The 21,414-nt window shown below is 65.2% G+C and carries 18 protein-coding genes; 14 read left to right on the top strand and 4 right to left on the bottom strand.

Annotation, left to right across the window (positions count from 1 at the left end; all coding sequences use genetic code 11):
* Positions 1-72: 72 nt before the first annotated feature.
* The 6 genes from AABA86_RS05780 (at position 73) to AABA86_RS05755 (ending at position 6,592) form a co-directional block, all read left to right on the top strand.
* Positions 73-1,044, top strand: coding sequence for an aliphatic sulfonate ABC transporter substrate-binding protein (locus tag AABA86_RS05780; protein WP_212243721.1), 972 nt, complete (start codon positions 73-75; stop codon positions 1,042-1,044).
* 315 nt (positions 1,045-1,359) lie between these two features.
* A complete protein-coding gene (locus tag AABA86_RS05775; protein WP_338306093.1) occupies positions 1,360-2,205 on the top strand; it encodes an ABC transporter permease in 846 nt (281 codons plus the stop codon).
* Positions 2,206-2,209: 4 nt separating this feature from the next.
* Complete coding sequence (locus tag AABA86_RS05770; RefSeq protein WP_212243724.1) at positions 2,210-2,995, top strand: ABC transporter ATP-binding protein; 786 nt, start codon at positions 2,210-2,212, stop codon at positions 2,993-2,995.
* Between the two features lie 54 nt (positions 2,996-3,049).
* Entirely contained in the window at positions 3,050-3,559 is a 510-nt protein-coding gene (locus tag AABA86_RS05765) for an OsmC family protein (protein ID WP_338306091.1), read from the top strand.
* A gap of 168 nt (positions 3,560-3,727) precedes the next feature.
* Positions 3,728-4,537: a hypothetical protein gene (locus AABA86_RS05760; RefSeq protein WP_338306089.1), complete on the top strand. Its 810-nt coding sequence runs from the start codon at positions 3,728-3,730 to the stop codon at positions 4,535-4,537.
* Positions 4,538-4,915: 378 nt separating this feature from the next.
* Positions 4,916-6,592 (top strand): methyl-accepting chemotaxis protein, encoded by a 1,677-nt coding sequence (locus AABA86_RS05755; RefSeq protein ID WP_338306087.1) that lies wholly within the window; start codon positions 4,916-4,918, stop codon positions 6,590-6,592.
* Positions 6,593-6,703: 111 nt separating this feature from the next.
* Here the strand turns inward: AABA86_RS05755 and mutS are convergent, their stop codons facing one another.
* A complete protein-coding gene (mutS, locus tag AABA86_RS05750; protein WP_338306085.1) occupies positions 6,704-9,442 on the bottom strand; it encodes a DNA mismatch repair protein MutS in 2,739 nt (912 codons plus the stop codon).
* 216 nt (positions 9,443-9,658) lie between these two features.
* Here mutS and pcaF point away from each other — a divergent pair, with 216 nt between their 5' ends.
* The 6 genes from pcaF to AABA86_RS05720 all read left to right on the top strand — a co-directional run bounded on the left by pcaF (position 9,659) and on the right by AABA86_RS05720 (position 16,382).
* Complete coding sequence (pcaF, locus tag AABA86_RS05745; RefSeq protein WP_063199236.1) at positions 9,659-10,867, top strand: 3-oxoadipyl-CoA thiolase; 1,209 nt, start codon at positions 9,659-9,661, stop codon at positions 10,865-10,867.
* 137 nt (positions 10,868-11,004) lie between these two features.
* On the top strand, positions 11,005-11,898 hold the full coding sequence (locus AABA86_RS05740; protein WP_338306084.1) for a dioxygenase family protein: 894 nt from the start codon (positions 11,005-11,007) through the stop codon (positions 11,896-11,898).
* Between the two features lie 92 nt (positions 11,899-11,990).
* Entirely contained in the window at positions 11,991-12,692 is a 702-nt protein-coding gene (gene pcaH / locus AABA86_RS05735) for a protocatechuate 3,4-dioxygenase subunit beta (RefSeq protein ID WP_338306083.1), read from the top strand.
* On the top strand, positions 12,693-13,295 hold the full coding sequence (pcaG, locus tag AABA86_RS05730; protein ID WP_212243730.1) for a protocatechuate 3,4-dioxygenase subunit alpha: 603 nt from the start codon (positions 12,693-12,695) through the stop codon (positions 13,293-13,295).
* Positions 13,296-13,550: 255 nt separating this feature from the next.
* Positions 13,551-15,239, top strand: a complete 1,689-nt coding sequence (locus AABA86_RS05725; RefSeq protein WP_338306080.1) for a methyl-accepting chemotaxis protein — start codon at positions 13,551-13,553, stop codon at positions 15,237-15,239.
* A 48-nt stretch (positions 15,240-15,287) separates the two neighbouring features.
* The gene (locus tag AABA86_RS05720; RefSeq protein ID WP_338306078.1) at positions 15,288-16,382 is read left to right on the top strand and encodes a phosphotransferase; all 1,095 of its coding nucleotides are present in this window, start codon (positions 15,288-15,290) and stop codon (positions 16,380-16,382) included.
* Between the two features lie 175 nt (positions 16,383-16,557).
* Here AABA86_RS05720 and AABA86_RS05715 read toward each other — a convergent pair whose 3' ends face one another.
* From AABA86_RS05715 to AABA86_RS05705, 3 genes are read right to left on the bottom strand one after another with little or no spacing between them, the layout of a single operon-like run.
* The gene (locus tag AABA86_RS05715; protein WP_338306076.1) at positions 16,558-18,114 is read right to left on the bottom strand and encodes an MDR family MFS transporter; all 1,557 of its coding nucleotides are present in this window, start codon (positions 18,112-18,114) and stop codon (positions 16,558-16,560) included.
* Positions 18,115-18,131: 17 nt separating this feature from the next.
* Complete coding sequence (locus tag AABA86_RS05710; protein ID WP_212243744.1) at positions 18,132-19,295, bottom strand: HlyD family secretion protein; 1,164 nt, start codon at positions 19,293-19,295, stop codon at positions 18,132-18,134.
* The gene (locus tag AABA86_RS05705; RefSeq protein ID WP_212243746.1) at positions 19,288-19,770 is read right to left on the bottom strand and encodes a MarR family winged helix-turn-helix transcriptional regulator; all 483 of its coding nucleotides are present in this window, start codon (positions 19,768-19,770) and stop codon (positions 19,288-19,290) included. Before AABA86_RS05705 ends, AABA86_RS05710 begins: the two co-directional genes overlap by 8 nt.
* Positions 19,771-19,925: 155 nt before the next feature.
* On the opposite strand from AABA86_RS05705, the gene AABA86_RS05700 reads away from it, so the two are divergent.
* Positions 19,926-20,420 (top strand): Fur family transcriptional regulator, encoded by a 495-nt coding sequence (locus AABA86_RS05700; protein WP_212243748.1) that lies wholly within the window; start codon positions 19,926-19,928, stop codon positions 20,418-20,420.
* A gap of 35 nt (positions 20,421-20,455) precedes the next feature.
* The gene (locus AABA86_RS05695; protein WP_212244121.1) at positions 20,456-21,409 is read left to right on the top strand and encodes a DMT family transporter; all 954 of its coding nucleotides are present in this window, start codon (positions 20,456-20,458) and stop codon (positions 21,407-21,409) included.
* Positions 21,410-21,414 lie beyond the last annotated feature (5 nt).

Here is a 21,414-nt window from a genome sequence, read left to right as displayed (position 1 = left end):
AGGGGCGGATTTTCTCGTTGACCTCTAGATATAACTCATTGAAAAACAATGAAGTTTTGGAGGAGGCTGGGCATGACCGGAATTACACGACGCATTCTGTTGGCGGGAGCGGTTGCGCTCGCAATGACCCCCGCGGCCAAGGCGGCCGATCCGCTCAAGGAAATCCGCATCGACTGGGCGACTTACAATCCGGTGTCGATGGTTCTGAAGCAGAAGGGGCTCCTGGAGAAGGAGTTCGCCAAGGACGGCATCACCGTCACCTGGGTGCAGTCGGCCGGCTCCAACAAGGCGCTCGAATTCCTCAATGCCGGCTCGATCGATTTCGGCTCGACCGCCGGTTCGGCGGCGCTGGTCGCCCGCATCAACGGCAATCCGATCAAGTCGATCTATGTCTATTCGCGCCCTGAGTGGACGGCGCTGGTGACATCAAAGGATTCCAAGATCGCCGGTGTGGCCGACCTCAAGGGCAAGCGCGTCGCGGTGACGCGCGGCACCGATCCGCACATCTTCCTGGTGCGCGCGCTGCTCGGGGCGGGCCTCACCGAAAAGGACATCACCCCTGTGCTGCTCCAGCACGCCGACGGCAAGACCGCGCTGATCCGCGGCGACGTCGACGCCTGGGCCGGCCTCGATCCGATGATGGCGCAGGCCGAGGTCGAGGAGGGCGCAAAACTGTTCTATCGCAAGGCCGATGCCAACACCTGGGGCATCCTCAATGTGCGCGAGCAGTTCTTGAAGGACTATCCCGATGCCGCCCGCCGCGTGCTCGCGGTGTACGAAGAGGCGCGCAAATACTCGCTGGCGAATTACGACGAGCTCAAGAAGACCTTCATCGCGGTCACAAAACTTCCCGACGCGGTCGTCGACAAGCAGCTCAAGGAGCGCACCGAGCTCACCCACAGCCGCATCGGCGCAGCCCAGCGCGAGTCGATCCTGGCTGCGGGCCTCGCTTTGCAGCAGGCGGGCGTCGTCGATGCCAAGGTTGATGTGAAGGCGACGCTCGACGCGCTGATCGACGACCAGGTCCCGCTGCCGACGAATTGATCTCGGTCTCGTAGCCCGGATGGAGCGCAGCGTAATCCGGGACGGTCTTTCCCGCGATGCGATTCCCGGATTGCGCTGCGCTCCATCCGGGCTACGCAGGTGGAAAGAGCACGTGCGGCAACCACCGCCGTCGTCCCGGGGCGCGAAGCGAGCCCGGGACCCATAGCCACAGGGAGCGGTTTGGCGCGAACGTGGTAACTCCGAGTCCCTATAACCACTCCTTCCTGTGGTTATGGGTCCCGGCCTTCGCCGGGACGACGGCTGAGACTTGGCAACACTGTTGCAATCCCACACAAGACGCGCTTCCTACCGGCCATGATCTCCGACGCGCCAGCCTTGCAGCAATCCTCGGAACCGGCCGAGACCGCCGCCGCGCCTTCGCGCGCCGCGCGCTATGCGCGGCCGGTGCTGGGATTGCTGCTGCCGCTGACGCTCGCGACCGGCTGGGAGCTCGTGGTGTGGCTCGGCTGGTCCAACGGCCGGCTGGTGCCGCCGCCTTCGCGCGTCTTTGCCACCCTCGCCGAGCTCGCCCGCTCCGGCGAGCTGGTCCGCCACATCACCGCAACGCTGTGGCGCGTCGGGCTCGGCTTCGCCTTCGGCGTGATCGCCGGCACGTTGCTGGGTGCCGTCTCCGGCTACTGGTCGCTGGCGCGCCGGCTGCTCGATCCGACCGTGCAGGCGCTGCGTGCAATCCCTTCGCTCGCCTGGGTGCCATTGTTCATCCTCTGGCTCGGCATCTTCGAGACCTCGAAGGTCGCGCTGATCGCGGTCGGCGTGTTCTTCCCGGTCTATCTCGGCGTGATGGGGGCGATCCTCATCGTCGATCGCAAGATCGTGGAGGTCGGCCGTACCTTCCGCCTGTCCGGCCCGGCGATGATCCGCCGCATCCTCTTGCCGGCGGTGCTGCCGGCCTATGTGGTGTCGTTGCGCGTCGGCCTCGGGCTTGGCTGGATGTTCGTGGTCGCGGCCGAGCTGATCGGCGCCTCCGAAGGGCTCGGCTATCTCCTGCTCGACGGCCAGCAGCTCGGCAAGCCCGCGCAGATCCTCGCCGCCATCGTGATCTTCGCCATCCTGGGCAAGCTCACCGATTGGCTGATCGAGGTTGCGGCCGCACCGTTCCTGCGCTGGCAGGATGCCTTCGGGCGCGCGAAGGGAGCTTGAGGCAATGCTGGCGCTCGACCGGGTCAGCAAGACCTATCCCAACGGCGTGCAGGCGCTTTCGCGCTTCTCCGCCGAAATCAGGCAAGGCGAGATCATCGCCATCATCGGCGGCTCCGGCTGTGGCAAGTCCACGCTGCTGCGCGCCGTCGCCGGGCTCGATCGCGCCAGCTCGGGCACGGTGACGCTCGACAATGAGGCGATCGTCTCGCCGCATGCCAAGATCGGCATCATCTTCCAGGAGCCGCGGCTGCTGCCCTGGCTCAGCGTCGCCGACAATATCGGTTTTGGACTCGCCGATCTGCCCGCGGCCGAGCGCCGCGAGAAGGTGGCGCGCGCGCTCGAACGCGTTGGTCTCGCCGACAAGGCGCAGGCCTGGCCGCGCGAGCTCTCCGGCGGGCAGGCGCAGCGGGTTGCGATCGCGCGGGCGCTGGTGCCGCAGCCGGAGGTGCTGCTGCTTGACGAGCCGTTCTCCGCGCTCGACGCCTTCACCCGCAGGGATCTCCAGGATCATCTGCTCGACCTCTGGGCCGATACGCGGCCGACGCTCATCCTCGTCACACACGACGTCGACGAGGCCGTGGTGCTCGCCGACCGCGTCCTGGTGATGCGGCCGCGACCGGGGCGGCTGTTCGACCAGATCGAGATCAATCTCGGCCGCCCACGCGACCGCAATTCACCGCTGTTCGAGAATTTCAAGCGAAGTGTGCTGACGTCACTCGACCGTTCGCTCGACCGCAATGTGCCCGACCGTGACGCAACCCAGGGTCCCGGTCAGGCCATGTGGTGGTGACAATTTCGCTCTGAACCGGTACATCGAGGGGCAATTTTCCGGGAGAGAACGAAAATGGACGCTGCAGAGCTGCGCCAGATGCAGGCTCCGATCAAGGAGCGCTACAAGACCGATCCCAAGACCGCGCTGATCACGCTGAAGGCCAAGGGCTCCACCGACAGCGAGGGCATCGCCTGCAAGGTCGAGACCGGCCGCGCCATCGCGCTTGCCGGCCTGCATCCGGCGACCGGCGGTTCCGGCCTCGAGCTCTGCTCCGGGGACATGTTGCTTGAGGCGCTCGTCGCCTGTGCCGGCGTCACCCTGAAGTCGGTCGCGACCGCGATCGAGGTGCCGCTCAAAACCGGCAACGTCTATGCCGAGGGCGATCTCGATTTCCGCGGCACGCTCGGCGTCGACAAGGAGACCCCGGTCGGCTTCGCCGAGATCCGTCTGCGCTTCGAGGTCGACGCATCGGCGCCGCAGGACAAGCTCGATCTCCTGCTCAAGCTGACCGAGCGCTATTGCGTGGTCTACCAGACCATCAAGAACGGCCCGAAGGTTTCGGTGTCGATGCAGCGGATGTGAGGGGCGAAAGCCGCTACTCCACGGATGGTGTCGTTCCCGCGGAGGCGGGAACCCATAACCCCAGGCCGTCGTGATTTCGCACGGTCGTTGCTCCAGCTCTCAAACCAGTACGGCCTGTGGCTATGGATTCCGGGCTCGCGCTTCGCGCGCCCCGGAATGACAGACAGAATGTCCCCCGATCTCCACTTCCTCCTCTTTCTTCTCCTGCGCATGGCGATCGCGGCGGCGTTCGTCGTGACGGCCTCGATCATCACCGAGCGCGCGGGTCCGGTGATCGGTGCGCTGGTCGCGACCCTGCCGATCTCGGCCGGTCCCTCCTACGTCTTCCTCGCGCTCGACCACGATGCCGCCTTCATCGCGCAGGGCTCGCTGGCGAGCCTTCCGATCAATGCTGCGACGATCTTCATGTGCCTCATTTATGTCGTGCTGGCGCAGCGGCATGGTCTCGCGGTGAGTTGTGGAAGTGCGGTTGCCGTCTGGATCGTGCTTGCCTCGATCATCCGCCAGTTCGACTGGTCGCTCGCCGCCGGGCTCGCCGCCAATCTGATCGCCTTCGGCATCTGCATTCCGCTGCTGGCGGGCTATCGCCATGTGAAGATGCCGCTGGTCACGCGTCGCTGGTACGACGTGCCGATGCGGGCTGCACTGGTCGCGACCCTGGTCGCCATCGTGGTCTCGACCTCGGGTTGGGTCGGCCCCCGCATCAGCGGCATCATCGCGCTGTATCCCGTCGTGTTCTCCAGCATCATGGTGATCCTGCATCCGCGGATCGGCGGCCCCCCGACCGCCGCCGTGCTCGCCAACTCCGCCTGGGGTCTGCTCGGATTCGGCACCGCAATCGCCGTCCTGCACGTTGCAGTGGTGTCGTTCGGCTCGGCCGCCGGTCTCTGTCTCGCGCTCGGCACCTGCGTCGCCTGGAATCTGACGCTGTGGGGAATCGGCAGACGCGCGATGCACAAGGCGCGGCAAGGGCCGTGAGACTACGGACACGCGCGACATCGCGTCGCGAAAGGAGGTGTCGGAAACTCCGTCTCATGCCGATTGGCAGCGCAGCATCTTCCCAAGCCATTGAATGAGAAACGTCATTTCAAGTCGCAGGGCCGCGGATGGCTGCTCTCGACGCCCGCCGGATCGTTCCCGGTCCTGCTAGTTTCCGACACTTCTATTAGAACTTTATTCGAGCTTTTACCGTAGGAATGATCCTGCATACCCGCTCCGCTGTCATCGGCGCGAACTCGTCCCAGCTGCATCCGAGTGCCGGGACTCGCGGGAATTGTTATTTGAGTACGGCTGTTTCGCCGCGACGGTCACTTCCCCTACGAGCTGTCCACGTAATTTCGAGATGGAGATTCTTTGATGTTCGGTCGCAAGTCCCAGATTGATGCACAAGCACGGCTCGATGCGATCGGCCGCTCCCAGGCCATGATCGAATTCAATCTGGATGGCACGATTATCACGGCCAACAAGAACTTTCTCGACGCCCTCGGCTATCAGCTTGACGAGATCCAGGGCAAGCATCATTCCATGTTCTTGCCGGCCGACCAGCGCGACAGCGCCGAGTACAAGGCGTTCTGGGCTGCGTTGAACCGTGGCGAGTGTCAGGCCCGCGAGTTCAAGCGGATCGCGAAGGGCGGCCGCGAAGTCTGGATCGAAGCAGCCTACAATCCGGTGCTCGACGGCAATGGTAAGACGGTGATGGTCGCCAAGATCGCGACCGACATCACCGCGAAGAAGATGCGGAGCATGACGGATGCTTCGAAGATCGCCGCCATCAGCCGCGCCCAGGCCGTGATCGAGTTCAGGCTCGACGGCACCATCGTCACCGCCAACGAGAATTTCTGCAAGGCGCTCGGCTATTCGTTGGTCGAGATCGAGGGCAAGCATCATAGCCTGTTCGTGGCCGAGGCCGACCGCAACGGCGCGGCCTATCGCGAGTTCTGGGCCGCACTCAACCGCGGCGACTACCAGGCCGGTGAATTCAAGCGGATCGGCAAGGGCGGCCGCGAGGTCTGGATTCTCGCGTCCTACAATCCGCTGCTCGACGAGACGGGCAAGCCGTACGGTGTCGTCAAATTCGCGACCGAGGTGACTGCGGAGAAGCTGAAGAACGCCGATCTCGCCGGTCAGATCGCGGCCATCGACAAGGCGCAGGCCGTGATCGAGTTCAACATGGACGGCACGATCATCACCGCCAACGCCAACTTCCTCGGCACGCTCGGCTACTCGCTGGCCGAGATCAAGGGCAAGCACCACAGCATGTTCGTCGAGCCCTCGGAGCGCGACGGCGCCGCCTATCGCGAGTTCTGGGCCGCGCTCAACCGCGGTCAATACCAGGCGGCCGAATACAAGCGCATCGGCAAGGGCGGCAAGGAGGTCTACATCCAGGCCTCCTACAACCCGATCCTCGACCTCAACGGCAGGCCGTTCAAGGTCGTGAAATATGCCACCGACACCACGAAGCAGGTGCTGGTCCGCATGGGCAACGAGCGCGTGCGCGGCATGATGGAATCCGTCGCCGCCGGTTCGGAGGAGCTGAACGCGTCGGTGCGGGAGATCTCCGAGGCGATGACCAAGTCCCGCGAGACCGCGATGAGCGCGGTGGAGCAGGTCGCCTCCGCCGACGCTCAGGCCCAGCGCCTCACCGAGGCGGCGCAGTCGATGAGCGGCATCGTCGAGATGATCAACAGCATCACCGGCCAGATCAACCTCTTGGCGCTGAACGCCACGATCGAATCCGCCCGGGCCGGCGAAGCCGGCCGCGGCTTTGCCGTGGTCGCCTCCGAAGTGAAGAGCCTCGCCAATCAGGCCAAGCAGGCCACCGACAAGATCGGCCAGGAGATCGGCAGCCTCAACGGCATCTCCGGCGACGTCGTCAGCGCGCTCGGCTCGATCAAGCAGGCGATCAACAATGTCAGCGAATACGTCACCTCGACGGCAGCTGCCGTCGAAGAGCAGAGCACGGTGACGAACGAGATGTCGACCAGCATGCAGCGCGCGGCCGCCGAGGCCGCGGCGATCGCGGCGAGGGCGTAGGCAAACGCTCGGAAGCGTAGGGTGGGTTAGCGCAGCGTAACCCACCTCTTCAGTTTCTGCGGTGACGGACGTGGTGGGTTACGCCTTCGGCTAACCCACCCTGCTGCACCTTCACTGCTTCGGCAGCTTGGCCTTCAAGGCATAGAGCGCATCCAGCGCCTCGCGTGGCGACATCTCGTCCGGATGCAGCGCCTTCACGGCATCCATCAAGAGGTCCGCCTCGCTCGGCGGAGCGGCTTCGGCCGCCGCGCGCGAGGGCACGGCGAACAGAGGCAGGTCGTCCACCAGCGCCCGCGCGGTCTGGCCGCGGTCCTGCGCCTCCAGCTTGGAGAGCACCGACTTCGCGCGCGTGATCACCGCCGGCGGCAGGCCGGCGAGCTTGGCCACCTGGATGCCGTAGGAGCGATCGGCCGAGCCCGGCAGGACCTCGTGCAGGAACACGACATTGCCCTGCCATTCCTTCACCCGCACGGTGGCGTTGAACATCCGCGGCAGCTTGGCCGAGAGCGCGGTCAGCTCGTGATAATGCGTGGCGAACAGCGTGCGGCAGCGATTGCTTTCGTGCAGATGCTCGATCGCGGCCCAGGCGATCGAGAGGCCGTCGAAGGTCGCGGTGCCGCGGCCGATCTCGTCGAGGATCACGAGCGAGCGCTCGCCGGCCTGGTTCAGGATCGCCGCGGTCTCGACCATCTCCACCATGAAGGTGGAGCGGCCGCGGGCGAGATCGTCGGCGGCGCCGACGCGGGAGAACAGGCGGTCGATGATGCCGATCCGCGCCCGCGTGGCCGGCACGAAGCTGCCGATCTGGGCAAGAAGGGCAATCAGCGCGTTCTGGCGCAGGAAGGTCGATTTACCGGCCATGTTGGGACCGGTGAGCAGCCAGAGCTGGCCGGACTTTTGCGCAGGGCTTGGCGAGAGGTCGCACGCATTGGCGATGAACGGCTCGCCATTGCGCTTCAAGGCCTGCTCCACCACCGGATGGCGGCCGGCCTCGATCGCAAAGCCGAGCGAGTCGTCCACGTCCGGCCGCACATAATTGTCGTCGACCGCGAGTTTTGCCAGTGATGTCGCAACGTCGAGCAAGGCGAAGGCGTGGGCGGCGGCGCGCAGATCGTCGCTGATCGCCATGGCCTTGGCTGACAGCCGCTCGAAAATCTCGAGCTCGAGCCCGAGGGCGCGGTCGCCGGCATTGGCGATCTTGGCTTCGATCTCGCCGAGTTCCGAGGTGGTGAAACGCACCTGCCCCGCCAGCGTCTGGCGGTGGATGAAGGTGGCGTTCAGCGGCGCCGACATCAGCTTGTCGCCGTGCTGCGCGGTGACCTCGACGAAATAGCCGAGCACGTTGTTGTGCCGGATCTTGAGGCCTTTCACGGACGTCATGTCGGCGTAGCGCGCCTGCATCGAGGCGACGACGAGACGCGAGGCATCGCGCAGGTTTCGGGCTTCATCGAGCGCGGGCTCATAGCCCTGTCGAACGAAGCCGCCGTCGCGCTTGATCAGCGGCAGCTGCTCGTCGAGCGCGCTGGCGAATTCGGATGCGAGCTCGCGCGACGGTCGCTGCAAGGCCGCCATCACCGCCGCGATCTCCTGCGGCGGCTGATCGAGTTCGCCAAGCCGCGCCAGCACCTGGTCGGCGGCGATGATGCCGTCGCGGAGCCCCGCGAGATCGCGCGGGCCGCCGCGGCCGACCGATAGACGCGCCAGCGCCCGCGACATGTCGGGCGCACCGCGCAGGATGCTGCGGATGTCTTCGCGCGCAGCTGAATCGGCGACGAAGACGCTGACCGCATCGAGCCGACGCGCGATCGCCGGCGCATCCGTCAGCGGCGCGGCCAGGCGTTGGGCAAGCAGGCGCGAGCCCGCCGAGGTTACCGTGCAGTCGATCGCATCGAGCAGCGAGCCGCGGCGTTCGCCGGCGAGCGTTCGCGTCAGTTCCAGATTGGCGCGCGTGGCCGGGTCGATCGCCATCGTTGCGCCCGAGGCTTCGCGCGCGGGCGGCGACAGCGGCGGATGCTTGCCGACCTGAGTGCGGTCGACATAGGTGACGGCTGCTGCGGCTGCGGTAGCCTCCAGCCGCGTCAGCTGCGCCAGCCCGTCCATGGTCGCGACGGCAAAGTAGTCGCAGAGACGCTTCTCGGCGGTGGCGCCGTCGAAGACGTCGCGGGTCAGCGGTGTCACGGCCGGCAGCTCGCGCAAGGTCTGTCCGAGCTCGTTGTCGTTATAGAGCGCGTCGGTGACGATGGCCTCGTTCGGGTTGATGCGCGCCAGCGTTGCGGCGAGCTCGCCGCCCGAGCATTCCATCACGGTGAACTCGGCGGTCGAGATGTCGATCCAGGCGAGGCCGAAGCGGTCGCCGCCGGCAGAGGAGCGGGCGCGCGCGATCGCGAGCAGATAATTGTTGGCGCGGGCATCGAGCAGCGTGTCCTCGGTCAGCGTGCCCGGCGTGACCAGCCGCACCACGCCGCGGCGGACCACGCTCTTGTTGCCGCGCGCTTTCGCGGCCGCAGGATCCTCGGTCTGCTCGCACACCGCGACGCGGTGGCCGGCCGAGATCAGGCGGTGCAGATAATCCTCGGAGCGCTCGACCGGCACGCCGCACATCGGGATGTCCGCGCCTTGATGCTTGCCGCGCTTGGTCAAGACGATGCCGAGCGTTCTGGAGGCGATCTCGGCGTCCTCGAAGAACAATTCGTAAAAATCGCCCATCCGGTAGAACAGCAGCAGGCCCCGATGCGCCGCCTTGATCTCCAGGTACTGTTCCATCATCGGCGTCACGCGCGCGATGGCTTCCGCCGGCGAGGCGGGCACTTCGTCGGGGGGCGGCACGGGTATCGGCTGTTGTACTGTCATGGGCGGCGCAACCTACAAAATTTCGCCTCCTGCTCCTATCGCTTTGGCCGGGAGGAGCGGGTTTTCCACGTTGTCCGCATCGCGGCATGCGTGGCCGGCGTGTGGCCCCCTCGGAACACGCGTGTATCGGTCAATTGACCTGCTGCGGGCGCCCTCCTAAAACTCCGCCGTCATTGAAGAATTCTGGCCGAACCGCGGCATTCAGGGAGAACAGCGATGCGTGACGTCTTTATCTGCGATGCCGTGCGGACCCCGATCGGCCGTTTCGGCGGCTCGCTCGCCAAAGTGCGTGCCGACGATCTTGCGGCGGCCCCGATCAAGGCGCTGATGGCAAAACACCCCAATCTCGACTGGGCGCAGGTGGACGAAGTCTTCTTCGGCTGTGCCAACCAGGCCGGCGAGGACAACCGCAACGTCGCCCGCATGGCGCTGCTGCTCGCAGGTCTGCCGGACTCGGTTCCCGGCCAGACGCTCAACCGGCTCTGCGCCTCCGGCCTGGATGCGGTCGGTGCGGCCGGTCGCGCCATCCGCTCCGGCGAGATCGAGCTCGCCATTGCCGGCGGCGTCGAATCCATGACCCGCGCGCCCTTCGTGATGGGCAAGGCGCAGGAAGCCTTCTCGCGTTCGGCCGAGATCTTCGACACCACCATCGGCTGGCGCTTCATCAATCCGCTGCTGAAGGCGCAGTACGGCGTCGATGCCATGCCGGAGACCGGCGAGAACGTCGCCGAGGAATTCCAGGTCTCGCGCGCCGACCAGGACGCCTTCGCCATCCGCTCGCAGCAGCGCGCAGGCAAGGCGATCGCCGCCGGCTATTTTGCGGAAGAGATCATCCCGATCACCATTCCCGGCGGCAAGGCTGGCCCGATCACGGTCGACAAGGACGAGCATCCGCGTCCCGAGACCACGCTGGAAGGTTTGGCAAAACTGAAGCCGATCGTGCGCAATCCCGGCACGGTCACCGCCGGCAACGCCTCCGGCGTCAATGACGGCGCCGCGGCCATGATCCTGGCATCCGAAGCCGCGGTGAAGAAGCACGGCCTGACGCCCCGTGCGCGCATCCTCGGCCTCGCCTCGGCCGGCGTGCCGCCGCGCATCATGGGCATCGGTCCCGTGCCCGCGACCCGCAAGCTGATGGAGCGTCTTGGCAAGAAGATCAGCGATTTCGACCTGATCGAGCTCAACGAGGCCTTCGCCTCGCAGGGCATTGCCTGCATGCGCCAGCTCGGCGTCGCTGACGATGCGGATTTCGTCAATCCGCATGGCGGCGCCATCGCGCTCGGCCATCCCCTCGGCATGAGCGGCGCGCGCCTCGCGCTCACCGCCGTCCACGGCATGGAGAAGCGCGGCGGCAAGCTCGCGCTCGCCACCATGTGCGTCGGCGTCGGCCAGGGCGTGGCGGTCGCGATCGAGAAGCTGAACTGACGGGACGCTACGCGTCCCGTCATCCCGGGGCAGCCCGAAAGGGCTGAACCCGGGATCTCGAGATTCCGGGCCTGGTCCTTCGGACCATCCCGGAATGACAGTGTTGGCGTTACGCGGGTCGCTTCAAGGACCGTCCCATGATCATCGAGCGCGAGCAGGACGTCACGGCCGCGGCACTGGCGGTGATGGAGCGGACATCGGATCCGCGGCTCCGTCAGATCATGATCTCGCTGGTCAAGCATTTGCACGGCTTCGTGCGCGACGTCCGCCTGACCGAGAAGGAGTTTCGCGATGCCACCGCTGTCATCGCCGAGCTAGGCAAGCTGACCACCGACACGCACAACGAAGTGGTGCTGATGGCGGGCTCGCTCGGCGTCTCGCCGCTGGTGTGCCTGCTCAACAACGGCGATCAGGGCAATACCGAAACCGATCAGTCGCTGCTCGGGCCGTTCTGGCGGTTGAACTCGCCGCGGGTCGAGAATGGCGGATCGATCGTCCGCTCCGAGACCCCCGGCGCGCCACTGTTCGTGAGCGGCCGCGTCGTGGACAAGGACGGCCGTCCGGTCGTCGGCGCCGAGGTCGATGTCTGGCACGCTTCTCCGGTGGGCCTTTACGAGAACCAGGATCCCGACCAGGCCGACATGAACCTGCGCGGCAAGTTCGCGACCGACCAGGATGGGCGCTTCTCGTTTCGTTCGGTAATGATGATCGGCTATCCCATTCCGACCAACGGCGTGGTCGGCCGCCTGCTGGAGGCGCAGAGCCGCCATCCCTATCGCCCCGCGCATCTGCATGCCCTGATCTTCAAGCCGGGCTTCAAGGTCCTGATCTCGCAGGTCTACGATCCCAACGATCCCCATATCGACAGCGACGTGCAGTTCGGCGTGACGCAGGCGCTGATCGGCAAGTTCCTGCGGCATGACGCGCCACATCCGACCGAACGCGATATTGCGACGCCTTGGTATTCGCTCGACCATGTCTACCGGCTCGAAGTCGGGGAAGCCGTGCTGCCGCGTCCGCCGATCAAATAGGGCTCAAACCCGCTTCCCCCAATTAGTTATATCCTATAATGATTGGCGGAAGTTGTCCGGCCGGGCCACAATGGCCGGGGAGGAGTTCGCCCATGACATTCATCTATCCCACTGACAGCAACAAGGCGCATCCGCTGCCGCTGTCGCCCGACTACAAGAGCTCGATCAAGCGTGCGCCGAACAAGCCCTTGATCCCGATGCGCCACACGTTGTCGGAGCTGACCGGTCCGGTCTACGGCCACGAGACCGTGCGCGAGGGCGACAACGACCTTACCACCCAGCACAAGGGCGAGCCGATCGGCGAGCGCATCATCGTGCACGGCCATGTGCGCGACGAGGACGGCCGCGGCGTGCCGAACTCGCTGGTCGAGATCTGGCAGGCCAATTCCTGCGGCCGCTACGTCCATGTCCGCGACCAGCATCCGGCACCGCTCGATCCGAATTTCACGGGGGCCGGCCGCGCCGCGAGCGATGCTGCCGGCTACTACCGCTTCGTCACCATCAAGCCGGGTGCCTACCCCTGGGGCAATCACCACAATGCGTGGCGTCCCGCGCACATCCATCTGTCGGTGTTCGGCCATTCCTTCGTCACGCGCCTCGTGACGCAGATGTATTTTCCGAACGATCCGCTGTTCCCGTTCGATCCGATCTTCAACTCGGTGCCGGACGAGAAGGCGCGGGCGCGGATGGTCTCCTCGTTCGATCTCGAGAACACCCAGCCCGAATGGGCGCTGTGCTACCGCTTTGACGTCGTGCTGCGCGGCAAGAACGCCACCCCCATGGAGAATCACTAAGTGCAGGATTCTGTGACGCCCGACGGGATCACCCCATCACAGACGGTCGGTCCGTTCTTCAAATACGGCCTGACGCCGAACGGCGAATACGCCTGGAACGACGCGTTCACCAACTCGACGCTGACGCCGGACGTCACCGGCGAGCGCATCCGCATCGAGGGGCGTGTGTTCGACGGTGACGGCGTTGCCGTGCCGGATTGCATGCTGGAGATCTGGCAGGCGGACGCGCAGGGCCGCTTCGCCGACCCGCAGGACAAGCGTGCGCTGCCGAATGCGAGCTTCCGCGGCTTTGCCCGTTGCGGCACCGACAAGGACGGCAATTACGCGTTCGAGACCATCAAGCCGGGCGCGGTGCCGGATCCCGACGGCAAGCCGCAGGCGCCGCACATCCTCCTCGCGGTGTTCGGCCGCGGCATGCTGCGACATCTCTACACCCGGATCTATTTCAGCGACGAGGCCGGCAACGCCGCCGATCCGGTGCTGGCGCTGGTGCCCACCGAGCGCCGCGCCACGCTGACCGCGGTGCGCGAGGCCGGCAAGCCGGCCTACCGGCTCGACCTGCGGCTTCAGGGCGACAACGAGACGGTGTTCTTCGACGTGTGAGGCAATGCGTGCCGGGGAGGTTAGATCCTCGGCACGCATGTCTCATCTGGCGCATCGCAGCCGAGGCTGCCAATGGCCGAAACGATTCTCCCGCACGTGTGTGCGTCAGCCTCTCTGACCCAAATACCGATGGCTTGACGTTAAATTCCCGTAGTTGTGCGGGGTTCGCGCGATACAATTCCAGCGCGAAGCAATCCCGTATTTACCGTATTCGTCTAGGGTGGCCGCAGTTTCGACACCGCCCCGGATTGTTTCATGAAATTTCGTCTGTCGTTGTCCTCTGCGATTGTCGCGTTCGGCATCGTTCTCGCCATCGGTTTTGCCGCCGTGGTTTCGACCAGCCTGTACGCCTTGAAAGAGCTCAAGGTCGGCGGTCCGCTCTACTCCGACATCAAGCTCGGCAACGACCTCATCGCGGACATTCTGCCGCCGCCGGAATATGTCATCGAGGCCTATCTCGAGGCGACGCTGGCCATGCGCGAGCCGGACCAGCTGGCGGCTCACGGCGAACGCCTGGTCCAGCTCCGCAAGGACTACGACGAGCGCAAGGCGTTCTGGGTCACCTCCAGCCTCTCGGCCGACCTGAAGACCGCGCTGGTGTCCAAGTCCGACGCCGAGGTGCAGAAGTTCTGGACGGCGTCCGACCAGCTCCTGCCAGCCCTCAAGGCCAAGGACGCGGCCGCTTCCGAGCGCGCCTATGCGCAGCTCAAGGACGCCTACACCGCGCATCGCGCCGTGATCGACAGCATCGTTGAGAGCGCCAACAAGCAGAATGCCGCCATGGAGAAGCTGGCGGCGGACCGCGACAGCTCGATGCTTTATATCCTCCTCGGCGTCTCCGCCGCTGTCCTCGCCTTCGTTGCCGCGGGCCTGCTCGGTGTCGCCCTCGGCGTGGTGCGCCCGATCGTGCGCATGACGGATACGATGCAGAAGCTTGCGACCGGCGATCTCGCCGCCGACATTCCTTTCGCTGACCGTAAGGACGAGGTCGGCTCGATGGCGGGGGCGCTTGGGGTGTTCAAGCGGGCGGCGGTCGAGAATTCCCGCCTGCGCGAGGAGCAGTTGCGGCAGGAGCAGGAGGCGGCGCTCGCCAAGCGCTCCGCCCTGCACCAGATGGCCGAGACCGTCGAGCGCGAGACCGGCCGATCGGTCGACACGGCAGGAGCGGCGACGCAAGGCGTCGAGCGGGCCGCCTCCAGCCTGTCCGAGATCGCAAGGTCGCTCTCCGCTCAGTCGCAGGCTGTCGCGGCGGCCTCCACCCAGGCCCTCGGCAGCTCGCAGACCGTCTCGGCCGCGGCCGAAGAACTGAGCGCCTCGATCCGCGAGATCGCAAGCCAGGTCGTGCGGACCAGCACCGTCACAAAATCGGCGGTCGCCGGCCGCGAGCAGGCGCGTTCGACCATCCAGGCATTGGCCGGATCGGTGAAGAAGATCGCCGAGGTCTCCGACCTCATCGGCGGTATCGCCGGCCAGACCAACCTTCTGGCACTCAACGCCACGATCGAGGCCGCCCGCGCCGGCGAGGCCGGCCGCGGCTTCGCCGTGGTTGCCGCCGAAGTGAAGTCCTTGTCCGACCAGACCGCCAAATCCACCGAGGAGATCACGCGGCTGATCGCCGAGATCCAGACCTCGACGCAAGCCGCGGTCGATGCCGTCGAGACGATGGGAGGGCACATCGTCGAGATCGACGGCGTGGCGACCTCGGTTGCCGCCGCGATGGAGCAGCAGGACGCCGCGACGCGGGAGATCACGCGGTCGATTTCCGAATCGGCGTCGGCGGCGAAGGAGGTCTCGGCCAAGATCGGCAATGTCAGCCGCGACGCCGCGTCCGTGAACGAGCGCGCCGCCGAGGTCAGGCAGGCGATCGCCGGCATGGCGGCCAATCTCGAGCAGCTCCGCTCGGTCGTGGTGCGGACCGTGCGGGACTCGACCGCGGCGGCTTGAGCGCGGCATGGGTTCGGCCGCTGGTGCGTGGGGTTGCGATCGTGCAGTATGGCGCGGGACAGGGGCATCGTGAACTTCATGACACCTCCACAACTGCCTGATGTCGTTGAGCCAGCCCGACTGACGGCGGCGCTGCGCAGGGGCGGCGTGCTCGACGCCGGCGCCGTGCGCGAGGTGAAGGTGCTGCATCAGCGCGACACCGTCGTGTCACATATCGTGCGTCTCGGCCTGCGCTATGTCGGCGAGGCCGCCGGGGCCCCGCAATCGCTGATCCTGAAAACGGCGAACGCAGCGTTCGCCGAGAAGCTTGCCAATGGCGGTCGGCAGGAGGTCGCCTATTACACGGAACTGACGCCGAGCATGCCGCCGGGACTGGTGCCCCGCTGCTTCGACGGACATTTCGACGAGGACAGCCTCACCTGGCATCTCCTGCTCGAGGACCTCACGGACAGCCACGACATCGCGGCAGCCTGGCCGCTGCCGCCATCGCGCGATCAGACGATCGCGATCGTGACCACGCTCGCACGCTGGCACGCGGCGTGGTGGGACCATCCGAGCCTCGGCGACACCATCGGCACCTGGGCGAGCCCTGAGGACAGCGCGGAGCGCATGGAGATGTTCGCGGGCCATTACGATCGCTTCGCCGATTCTCTCGGTGACCGCCTCAGCGAGGAGCGGCGCACCCTCTATCGACGCCTTATCGATCAGTCGGACCGGCTCTCTCAGCGTTACCATTCCCGCCGTCATCTGAGCATCACCCATGGCGATGCTCATGTCTGGAATTTTCTGCTTCCGCGCGCAGGCGTTGCCGATACCGTGCGCGTCTTCGATTTCGACCTGTGGAGCATCAACGTTCCAACCCACGACCTCGCCTACATGATGGCAATGCATTGGTATCCGGAGCGCCGGCAGGCGCTCGAACGCTCGCTGCTCAATCTCTATCACGAGACGCTGATACAGTGCGGTGTCAGCGGCTACACGCGCGGCGCACTTGACCAGGACTATCGTCGGTCGGTGCTCTGGCACATCGCCAAGCCGGTCTGGCAGTGGAGCATCAACATCCCTCCGGTGATCTGGTGGAACAATCTGGAGCGGGTGTTCGCGGCGGTCGAGGATCTGGGGTGTGAGGAGTTGTTGGGGTAGATCGCGCCACAATTTCGGTGTCGTCCCTGCGAACGCAGGGACCCATAACCACAGGGAGACGTTTGGCGCGAGACTGGTAGCTCCGGGTCTTCGCAAAGCGTCTCCCTGTGGTTATGGATCCCGGATCTGCGCTTCGCTTGTCCGGGACGACAGCGGAGATTGGGAGACCGAGCCTTTACTCCATCACCGCATGTTCCGGTCCCGCCGCCTGCTTGCGCAGCGTGGCCTTGGTCGAGCCGATCAGCAAGGCGAGCGGGATGGTGCAGAGGATGAAGAACATCACCAGCTGATAGTCGTAGGCGAAGGCGATGATCTGCGCCTGCACGCTGACCATCCTGTCGGCCATGGCGCGTCCGACGTCGGTGGACAGGTTGATCATGCCGCTGACGCTGGGCATCTGGAGCGCGTGGTTGAACGGGTTCATGTGCTCGGACAGGATCGCATAGGTCCGCCGCGTTCCCTGGGTCAGCTCGGCGATGACGACGGAAATGCCAACCGAGCTCGCCACGTTGCGCATCAAGGTCAGCATCGCGGTGCCGTCGGTCCGCAGATCGTTCGATAACGTCAGGAATGCCACGGTCGAGAGCGGCACGAAGACGAGGCCGAAGCCAAAGCCCTGGATGATGCTGACCGTCACGATCTCCGGCACCTGGGTGAGGTCGGTCCAGCCGGTCATCTGGAATAGCGAGCCCGCGGTCAGCGTCAGGCCTGTGATGATCAGCGTGCGCGCCTCGAAATGACGCATCATGCGGCCGACCAGCATCATGGCGAAGAAGGTGCCGAAGCCGCGGCTCGCCAGCAGCAGGCCGGCGGTGATGATGGGATAGCCGATCACGTTCTGCATGTAGGGCGAGGCCAGCGCCATGGTCGAGAACAGCACGAGCCCCATTACGATCATGAACATGCAACCCGTGACGAAGTTGCGATCCCGGAACAGCGCGAAGCGGATGAACGGCGTCGAGGTCGTGAAGGAGTGCGCAAGGAAGAAGTAGAAGGCGACGGCCGATACGATGAACTCTGCGAGGATCTCATTGGATTCCAGCCAGCCCAATTGCTCGCCGCGGTCGAGCGCGAGCTGCAGCGAGCCGATCGCAACCGCCAGCGCGGCGAAGCCGAACCAGTCGAATTTGAGGCTGAGATTCCTGTCCGTCTCGTCCATGAAAACGATCAGCCCGAGCACGGTGATGAAGCCGAACGGCAGGTTGACGAAGAACACCCAATGCCAGGAATAGGTCTCGGTCAGCCAGGCCCCCAGCGAGGGACCCATGATCGGACCCATCATCACGCCCATGCCCCAGATCGACATCGCCTTGGCGCGTTCCTGGAGCGTGTAATAGTCGAGCATCACCGATTGCGACAACGGCACCAAGGCGGCGCCGAACACGCCTTGCAGCAGGCGGAACAGCACCATCTGGTTGATGTCCTGGGCGAGGCCGCACAGCACCGAGGCCATGGTGAAGCCGGCGGAGCAGATGATGAAGATGCGCTTGCGGCCGAAGCGGTTGGCGATCCAGCCCACCGGCGCCGTCATGATCGCGGCGGCGACGATGTAGGAGGTCAGCACCCAGTTGATCTGGTCCTGCGAGGCCGACAGCGTGCCCTGCATGTAGGGCAGGGCAACGTTGGCGATGGTGGTGTCCAGCGCCTGCATGATGGTCGCGGTCATGGCGCAGATTGTCACCATGTTCCGGCGCAGGCCGGGGACCATCAAATTGGCATTGGGACCGGACATCGGATCAGTCCTTGCGCTCAGTCTTTATCCTGGCTCGCTGTCGCCGACAGGCCGAGCAGGCCGGCGAGCGAGCGCTGATGGCCGGTGTCGATGGTGGCGTAGACGCTCATGCCGGCTTTCAGCTTCCGCACATATCTGTCGGTCTCGTCGAAATAGATCCTGATCGGCACGCGCTGCACCACCTTGACGAAATTGCCGGTGGCGTTCTGCGGCGGCAGGATCGCGAATTGCGCGCCGGTGCCGGGCGAAAGCGAGCCGATCTTGCCCTTGAAGACGTGGTTCGGAAACGCGTCGACCTCAAGCGTGACGGGCTGGCCTTCGGTGACGTGGGTGAGATCGCTCTCCTTCGGATTGGCGTCGACCCAGGGGTGGGCGACGTCGATGATGGAAAACACCGGCGTGCCGGCGGCGACATAGCGGCCGAGCTGGATCTGCTCGACCTGCGTCGCCACGCCGTCCATCGGCGCGCGCAGCACGGTATGGTCGAGGTTGCGCTGGGCATCGTCCAGCTTGGCTTTCGCCTGGGCGTAGGGCGGAAATTGCTCCAGCGGCAGTTCGGGGTCGCCGAGCAGCTGCGTCTTGGCGTTGGAGAGCTGTTGCTTGATGTATTGCGCCTGCGCGCCGGCGGTGACCAGCGCATTCGAGGCGTTGTCGAGATCGAGCTGCGAGCCGTAATTGTTCTTCACCAGCGCCTGCTTGCGCTCGACATCGCGCTGCTTCAAATCGATGCCTTGCTGGGCGAGGCCCAGCATGTCGCCATAGATCTTGATGTTGGCGACGAGGTTGTCGTAGGTCGTGCGGGCCTGCGCGAGCTGCGCCTTGGCTTCGTCCACTGCGTGGCGAAACGGAGCGGGGTCGATCTCGAACAGCTCGTCGCCCTGCTTGACGGACTGGCCTTCCTTCACGACGACCTTCTGGATCTTGCCGGAGATGTCGGGTGTCACCAGCACCTTCTGCGCGCCGACATAGGCGTCGTCGGTGCCGACATAGCGGCCGCCATGCAGGTAGAAGGTGATGCCGCCGATGGCGGCGATGACAGGCAGCACGACCAGGAGCAGGAAGCGGCGGTAACGCCGCAAGGCAGCGACCAGGCGGCGGCGCGGATCGGTGCCGGCTTTCCTGGTGGGTTTGCCGCTGTCGGTCTTCTGCTCGGGCTGGAACTTGAGGACTTGATCAGCCATAGCGCTGCTCCTTGCGCGCCTGTTCCGCGCCGCTGGTCTGGATCGCGGTACGCACGTTTTCCTTGATGGTTTCGAGCTGGGTCAGGAGACGATGGGCGTCCGCCGGCGTGATGCTGTCGAGCGCGTTGGCCGTCAGCTCGGACTTCAGCCCGCTCATCCGGCCCAGCAATTGCCGGCCAGCCTTCTTCAGATACAGCCGCTTGACGCGGCGGTCTGAAGGATCGTTGCGGCGCTCGATCCAGTCGCTGTCGCAGAGCTTGTCGATCAGGCGGGTCAGCGTGATCGGCTGCATCTCGAGCAGCTCGGCGAGTTCCGACTGCTTCATGCCCTCGCTGCGCTCGACCTTGGCCAGCACCGCCCATTGCGCGCGGGTGATGCCGAACCGCGATGCCTCCTTGTCGGCATAGACGCGCAAGAGGCGGTAGAGCTCACCGAGCGTGAAAAGGAAGTTCTGGTCGACGGACCCGCGGGTCATAAGCTTGGTCTCCATAAGCTTCGGATATAATAAGCAAGCTTATGATTATTCCATGGCCGATTAACAGGATGCTGTCCCGCAACGCGAGCATGGCTGGCAAAAGTTCGCAGGGTCGTGCTTTGGGTTCCCGGGCCCAAATGCTAGAACATGGCCGCATGACCCTCGCAAAGCCGGCATTTCCCGCGCCCGATCACGATCATGGCCGCTGCACCGCGGACGCGCTGGCGCATGCCGAGGAGGTCTGCGAGCAACGCGCGCAGAAATTCACGCCGATCCGCCGCCACGTGCTGGCAGCGCTGCTCTCCAGCCACCGCCCGCTCGGCGCCTATGAGGTGATCGACGAGCTTGCCAAATCGATGTCGCGGCCGGCGCCGATCACGGTTTATCGCGCGCTCGATTTCCTGATGGCCAACGGCCTCGTGCACCGCATCGAAAGCCGCAATGCCTACCTTGCCTGTGCCGCTCACGACCACGATGCGACCTCGGCGGTGGCGTTCCTGATCTGCGAGCGCTGCGGCCTGGTCGGCGAGATTCCGTCGGCCTCCTTCGCCGGGGACCTCAATGCCGCGGCGCGCAGCTCGGGCTTTGCGCCTAAATTGTCGGTGGTGGAGATCACGGGCGTCTGCACCCATTGTCAGAAAGCTGCATAAAGCAACAACGGCGCAAAGCCGGTAATCGGGAAGAGATGTCCTCACCACAAGCCATAAATTCCGCCGCACGTCCCCTCAGTGCCGGCGCCATCGCCCTGATGCTCATGCTGTGCCTGACCTGGGGGTTCAACCAGATCGCGGTGAAGCTGGTGCTGCCGGACATTCCGCCGATGCTGCAGGCCACGATCCGGTCGGCCGGTGCGCTGCCGGTGCTGTTCCTGATCGGCACGCTTCGCGGCGTCAAATTCTTCGAGAATGACGACACGTGGAAGCCGGGCCTGGTTGCCGGGCTGATGTTCGGCATCGAATTCGTGCTGATCTTCCAGGGGCTGCGCCTTACCTCAGCCTCGCGCGCGGTGGTGTTCCTCTATACTGCGCCGTTCTTCGTTGCGCTCGGGTCCTACCAGGTGCTTGGCGAGCGGCTTGGCGCTTCGCAATGGCTGGGCCTTGCCATCAGCTTTGCCGGCGTCGCCCTCGCGATCGGCGTGCCGCAGCCCAATGTCGATTCGCATGTCCTGCTCGGCGACCTCATGATCGTCGGTGGCGCCGCGCTGTGGGCGGCGACGACACTGGTTGCCAAAGGCACGAGGTTGCGGTTCGCCGCGCCCGAGAAGGCGCTGGGTTATCAGGTGGCGATCTCGATCCCGATCCTGGGGCTGGCGGCCTGGCTGTTCGGCGAGACCATCACGCACACCCCGGCGCCGCTGTCGCTCGGCCTGATGGCCTTCCAGGCGATCTGGGTGGTTGGAACCACGTTCACGCTTTGGTTCGCCCTGGTAAAGGCCTACTCGGCCAGCAAATTGTCGGCTTTTACCTTCATCACCCCTTTGTTTGGCGTGGTGGGTAGCTATTTCATCATGCACGACACCCTAAGCCTGGCCTTCGGGGCGGCAGCCGTCCTTGTAATTGCTGGGCTTTTTCTGGTTAACCGTCCGAGCCAAGTCGCTACGGCGCCGCGCGATGCATTGCTGAACGTCACCAAAACCTGATATTT

Source organism: Bradyrhizobium sp. TM233 (genome assembly GCF_036247965.1).
In the GTDB taxonomy this organism is placed as follows: Bacteria; Pseudomonadota; Alphaproteobacteria; order Rhizobiales; family Xanthobacteraceae; genus Bradyrhizobium; species Bradyrhizobium ottawaense.
Note: the sequence above shows the minus strand (reverse complement) of the source record. Positions and strands in the feature narration are given on the sequence as shown.

Excerpts from the sequence above, each read along its gene's own strand:
- AABA86_RS05740 (WP_338306084.1), top strand. The coding sequence starts at position 11,005 with ATGATCATCGAGCGCGAGCAGGACGTCACGGCCGCGGCACTGGCGGTG.
- pcaF (WP_063199236.1), top strand. The coding sequence starts at position 9,659 with ATGCGTGACGTCTTTATCTGCGATGCCGTGCGGACCCCGATCGGCCGT.
- AABA86_RS05715 (WP_338306076.1), bottom strand. The coding sequence starts at position 18,114 with ATGTCCGGTCCCAATGCCAATTTGATGGTCCCCGGCCTGCGCCGGAAC.
- AABA86_RS05695 (WP_212244121.1), top strand. The coding sequence starts at position 20,456 with ATGTCCTCACCACAAGCCATAAATTCCGCCGCACGTCCCCTCAGTGCC.
- AABA86_RS05770 (WP_212243724.1), top strand. The coding sequence starts at position 2,210 with ATGCTGGCGCTCGACCGGGTCAGCAAGACCTATCCCAACGGCGTGCAG.
- AABA86_RS05725 (WP_338306080.1), top strand. The coding sequence starts at position 13,551 with ATGAAATTTCGTCTGTCGTTGTCCTCTGCGATTGTCGCGTTCGGCATC.
- AABA86_RS05705 (WP_212243746.1), bottom strand. The coding sequence starts at position 19,770 with ATGACCCGCGGGTCCGTCGACCAGAACTTCCTTTTCACGCTCGGTGAG.
- AABA86_RS05760 (WP_338306089.1), top strand. The coding sequence starts at position 3,728 with ATGTCCCCCGATCTCCACTTCCTCCTCTTTCTTCTCCTGCGCATGGCG.
- AABA86_RS05710 (WP_212243744.1), bottom strand. The coding sequence starts at position 19,295 with ATGGCTGATCAAGTCCTCAAGTTCCAGCCCGAGCAGAAGACCGACAGC.
- pcaH (WP_338306083.1), top strand. The coding sequence starts at position 11,991 with ATGACATTCATCTATCCCACTGACAGCAACAAGGCGCATCCGCTGCCG.
- AABA86_RS05720 (WP_338306078.1), top strand. The coding sequence starts at position 15,288 with ATGGCGCGGGACAGGGGCATCGTGAACTTCATGACACCTCCACAACTG.
- mutS (WP_338306085.1), bottom strand. The coding sequence starts at position 9,442 with ATGACAGTACAACAGCCGATACCCGTGCCGCCCCCCGACGAAGTGCCC.
- AABA86_RS05780 (WP_212243721.1), top strand. The coding sequence starts at position 73 with ATGACCGGAATTACACGACGCATTCTGTTGGCGGGAGCGGTTGCGCTC.
- AABA86_RS05755 (WP_338306087.1), top strand. The coding sequence starts at position 4,916 with ATGTTCGGTCGCAAGTCCCAGATTGATGCACAAGCACGGCTCGATGCG.
- AABA86_RS05700 (WP_212243748.1), top strand. The coding sequence starts at position 19,926 with ATGACCCTCGCAAAGCCGGCATTTCCCGCGCCCGATCACGATCATGGC.
- AABA86_RS05775 (WP_338306093.1), top strand. The coding sequence starts at position 1,360 with ATGATCTCCGACGCGCCAGCCTTGCAGCAATCCTCGGAACCGGCCGAG.
- AABA86_RS05765 (WP_338306091.1), top strand. The coding sequence starts at position 3,050 with ATGGACGCTGCAGAGCTGCGCCAGATGCAGGCTCCGATCAAGGAGCGC.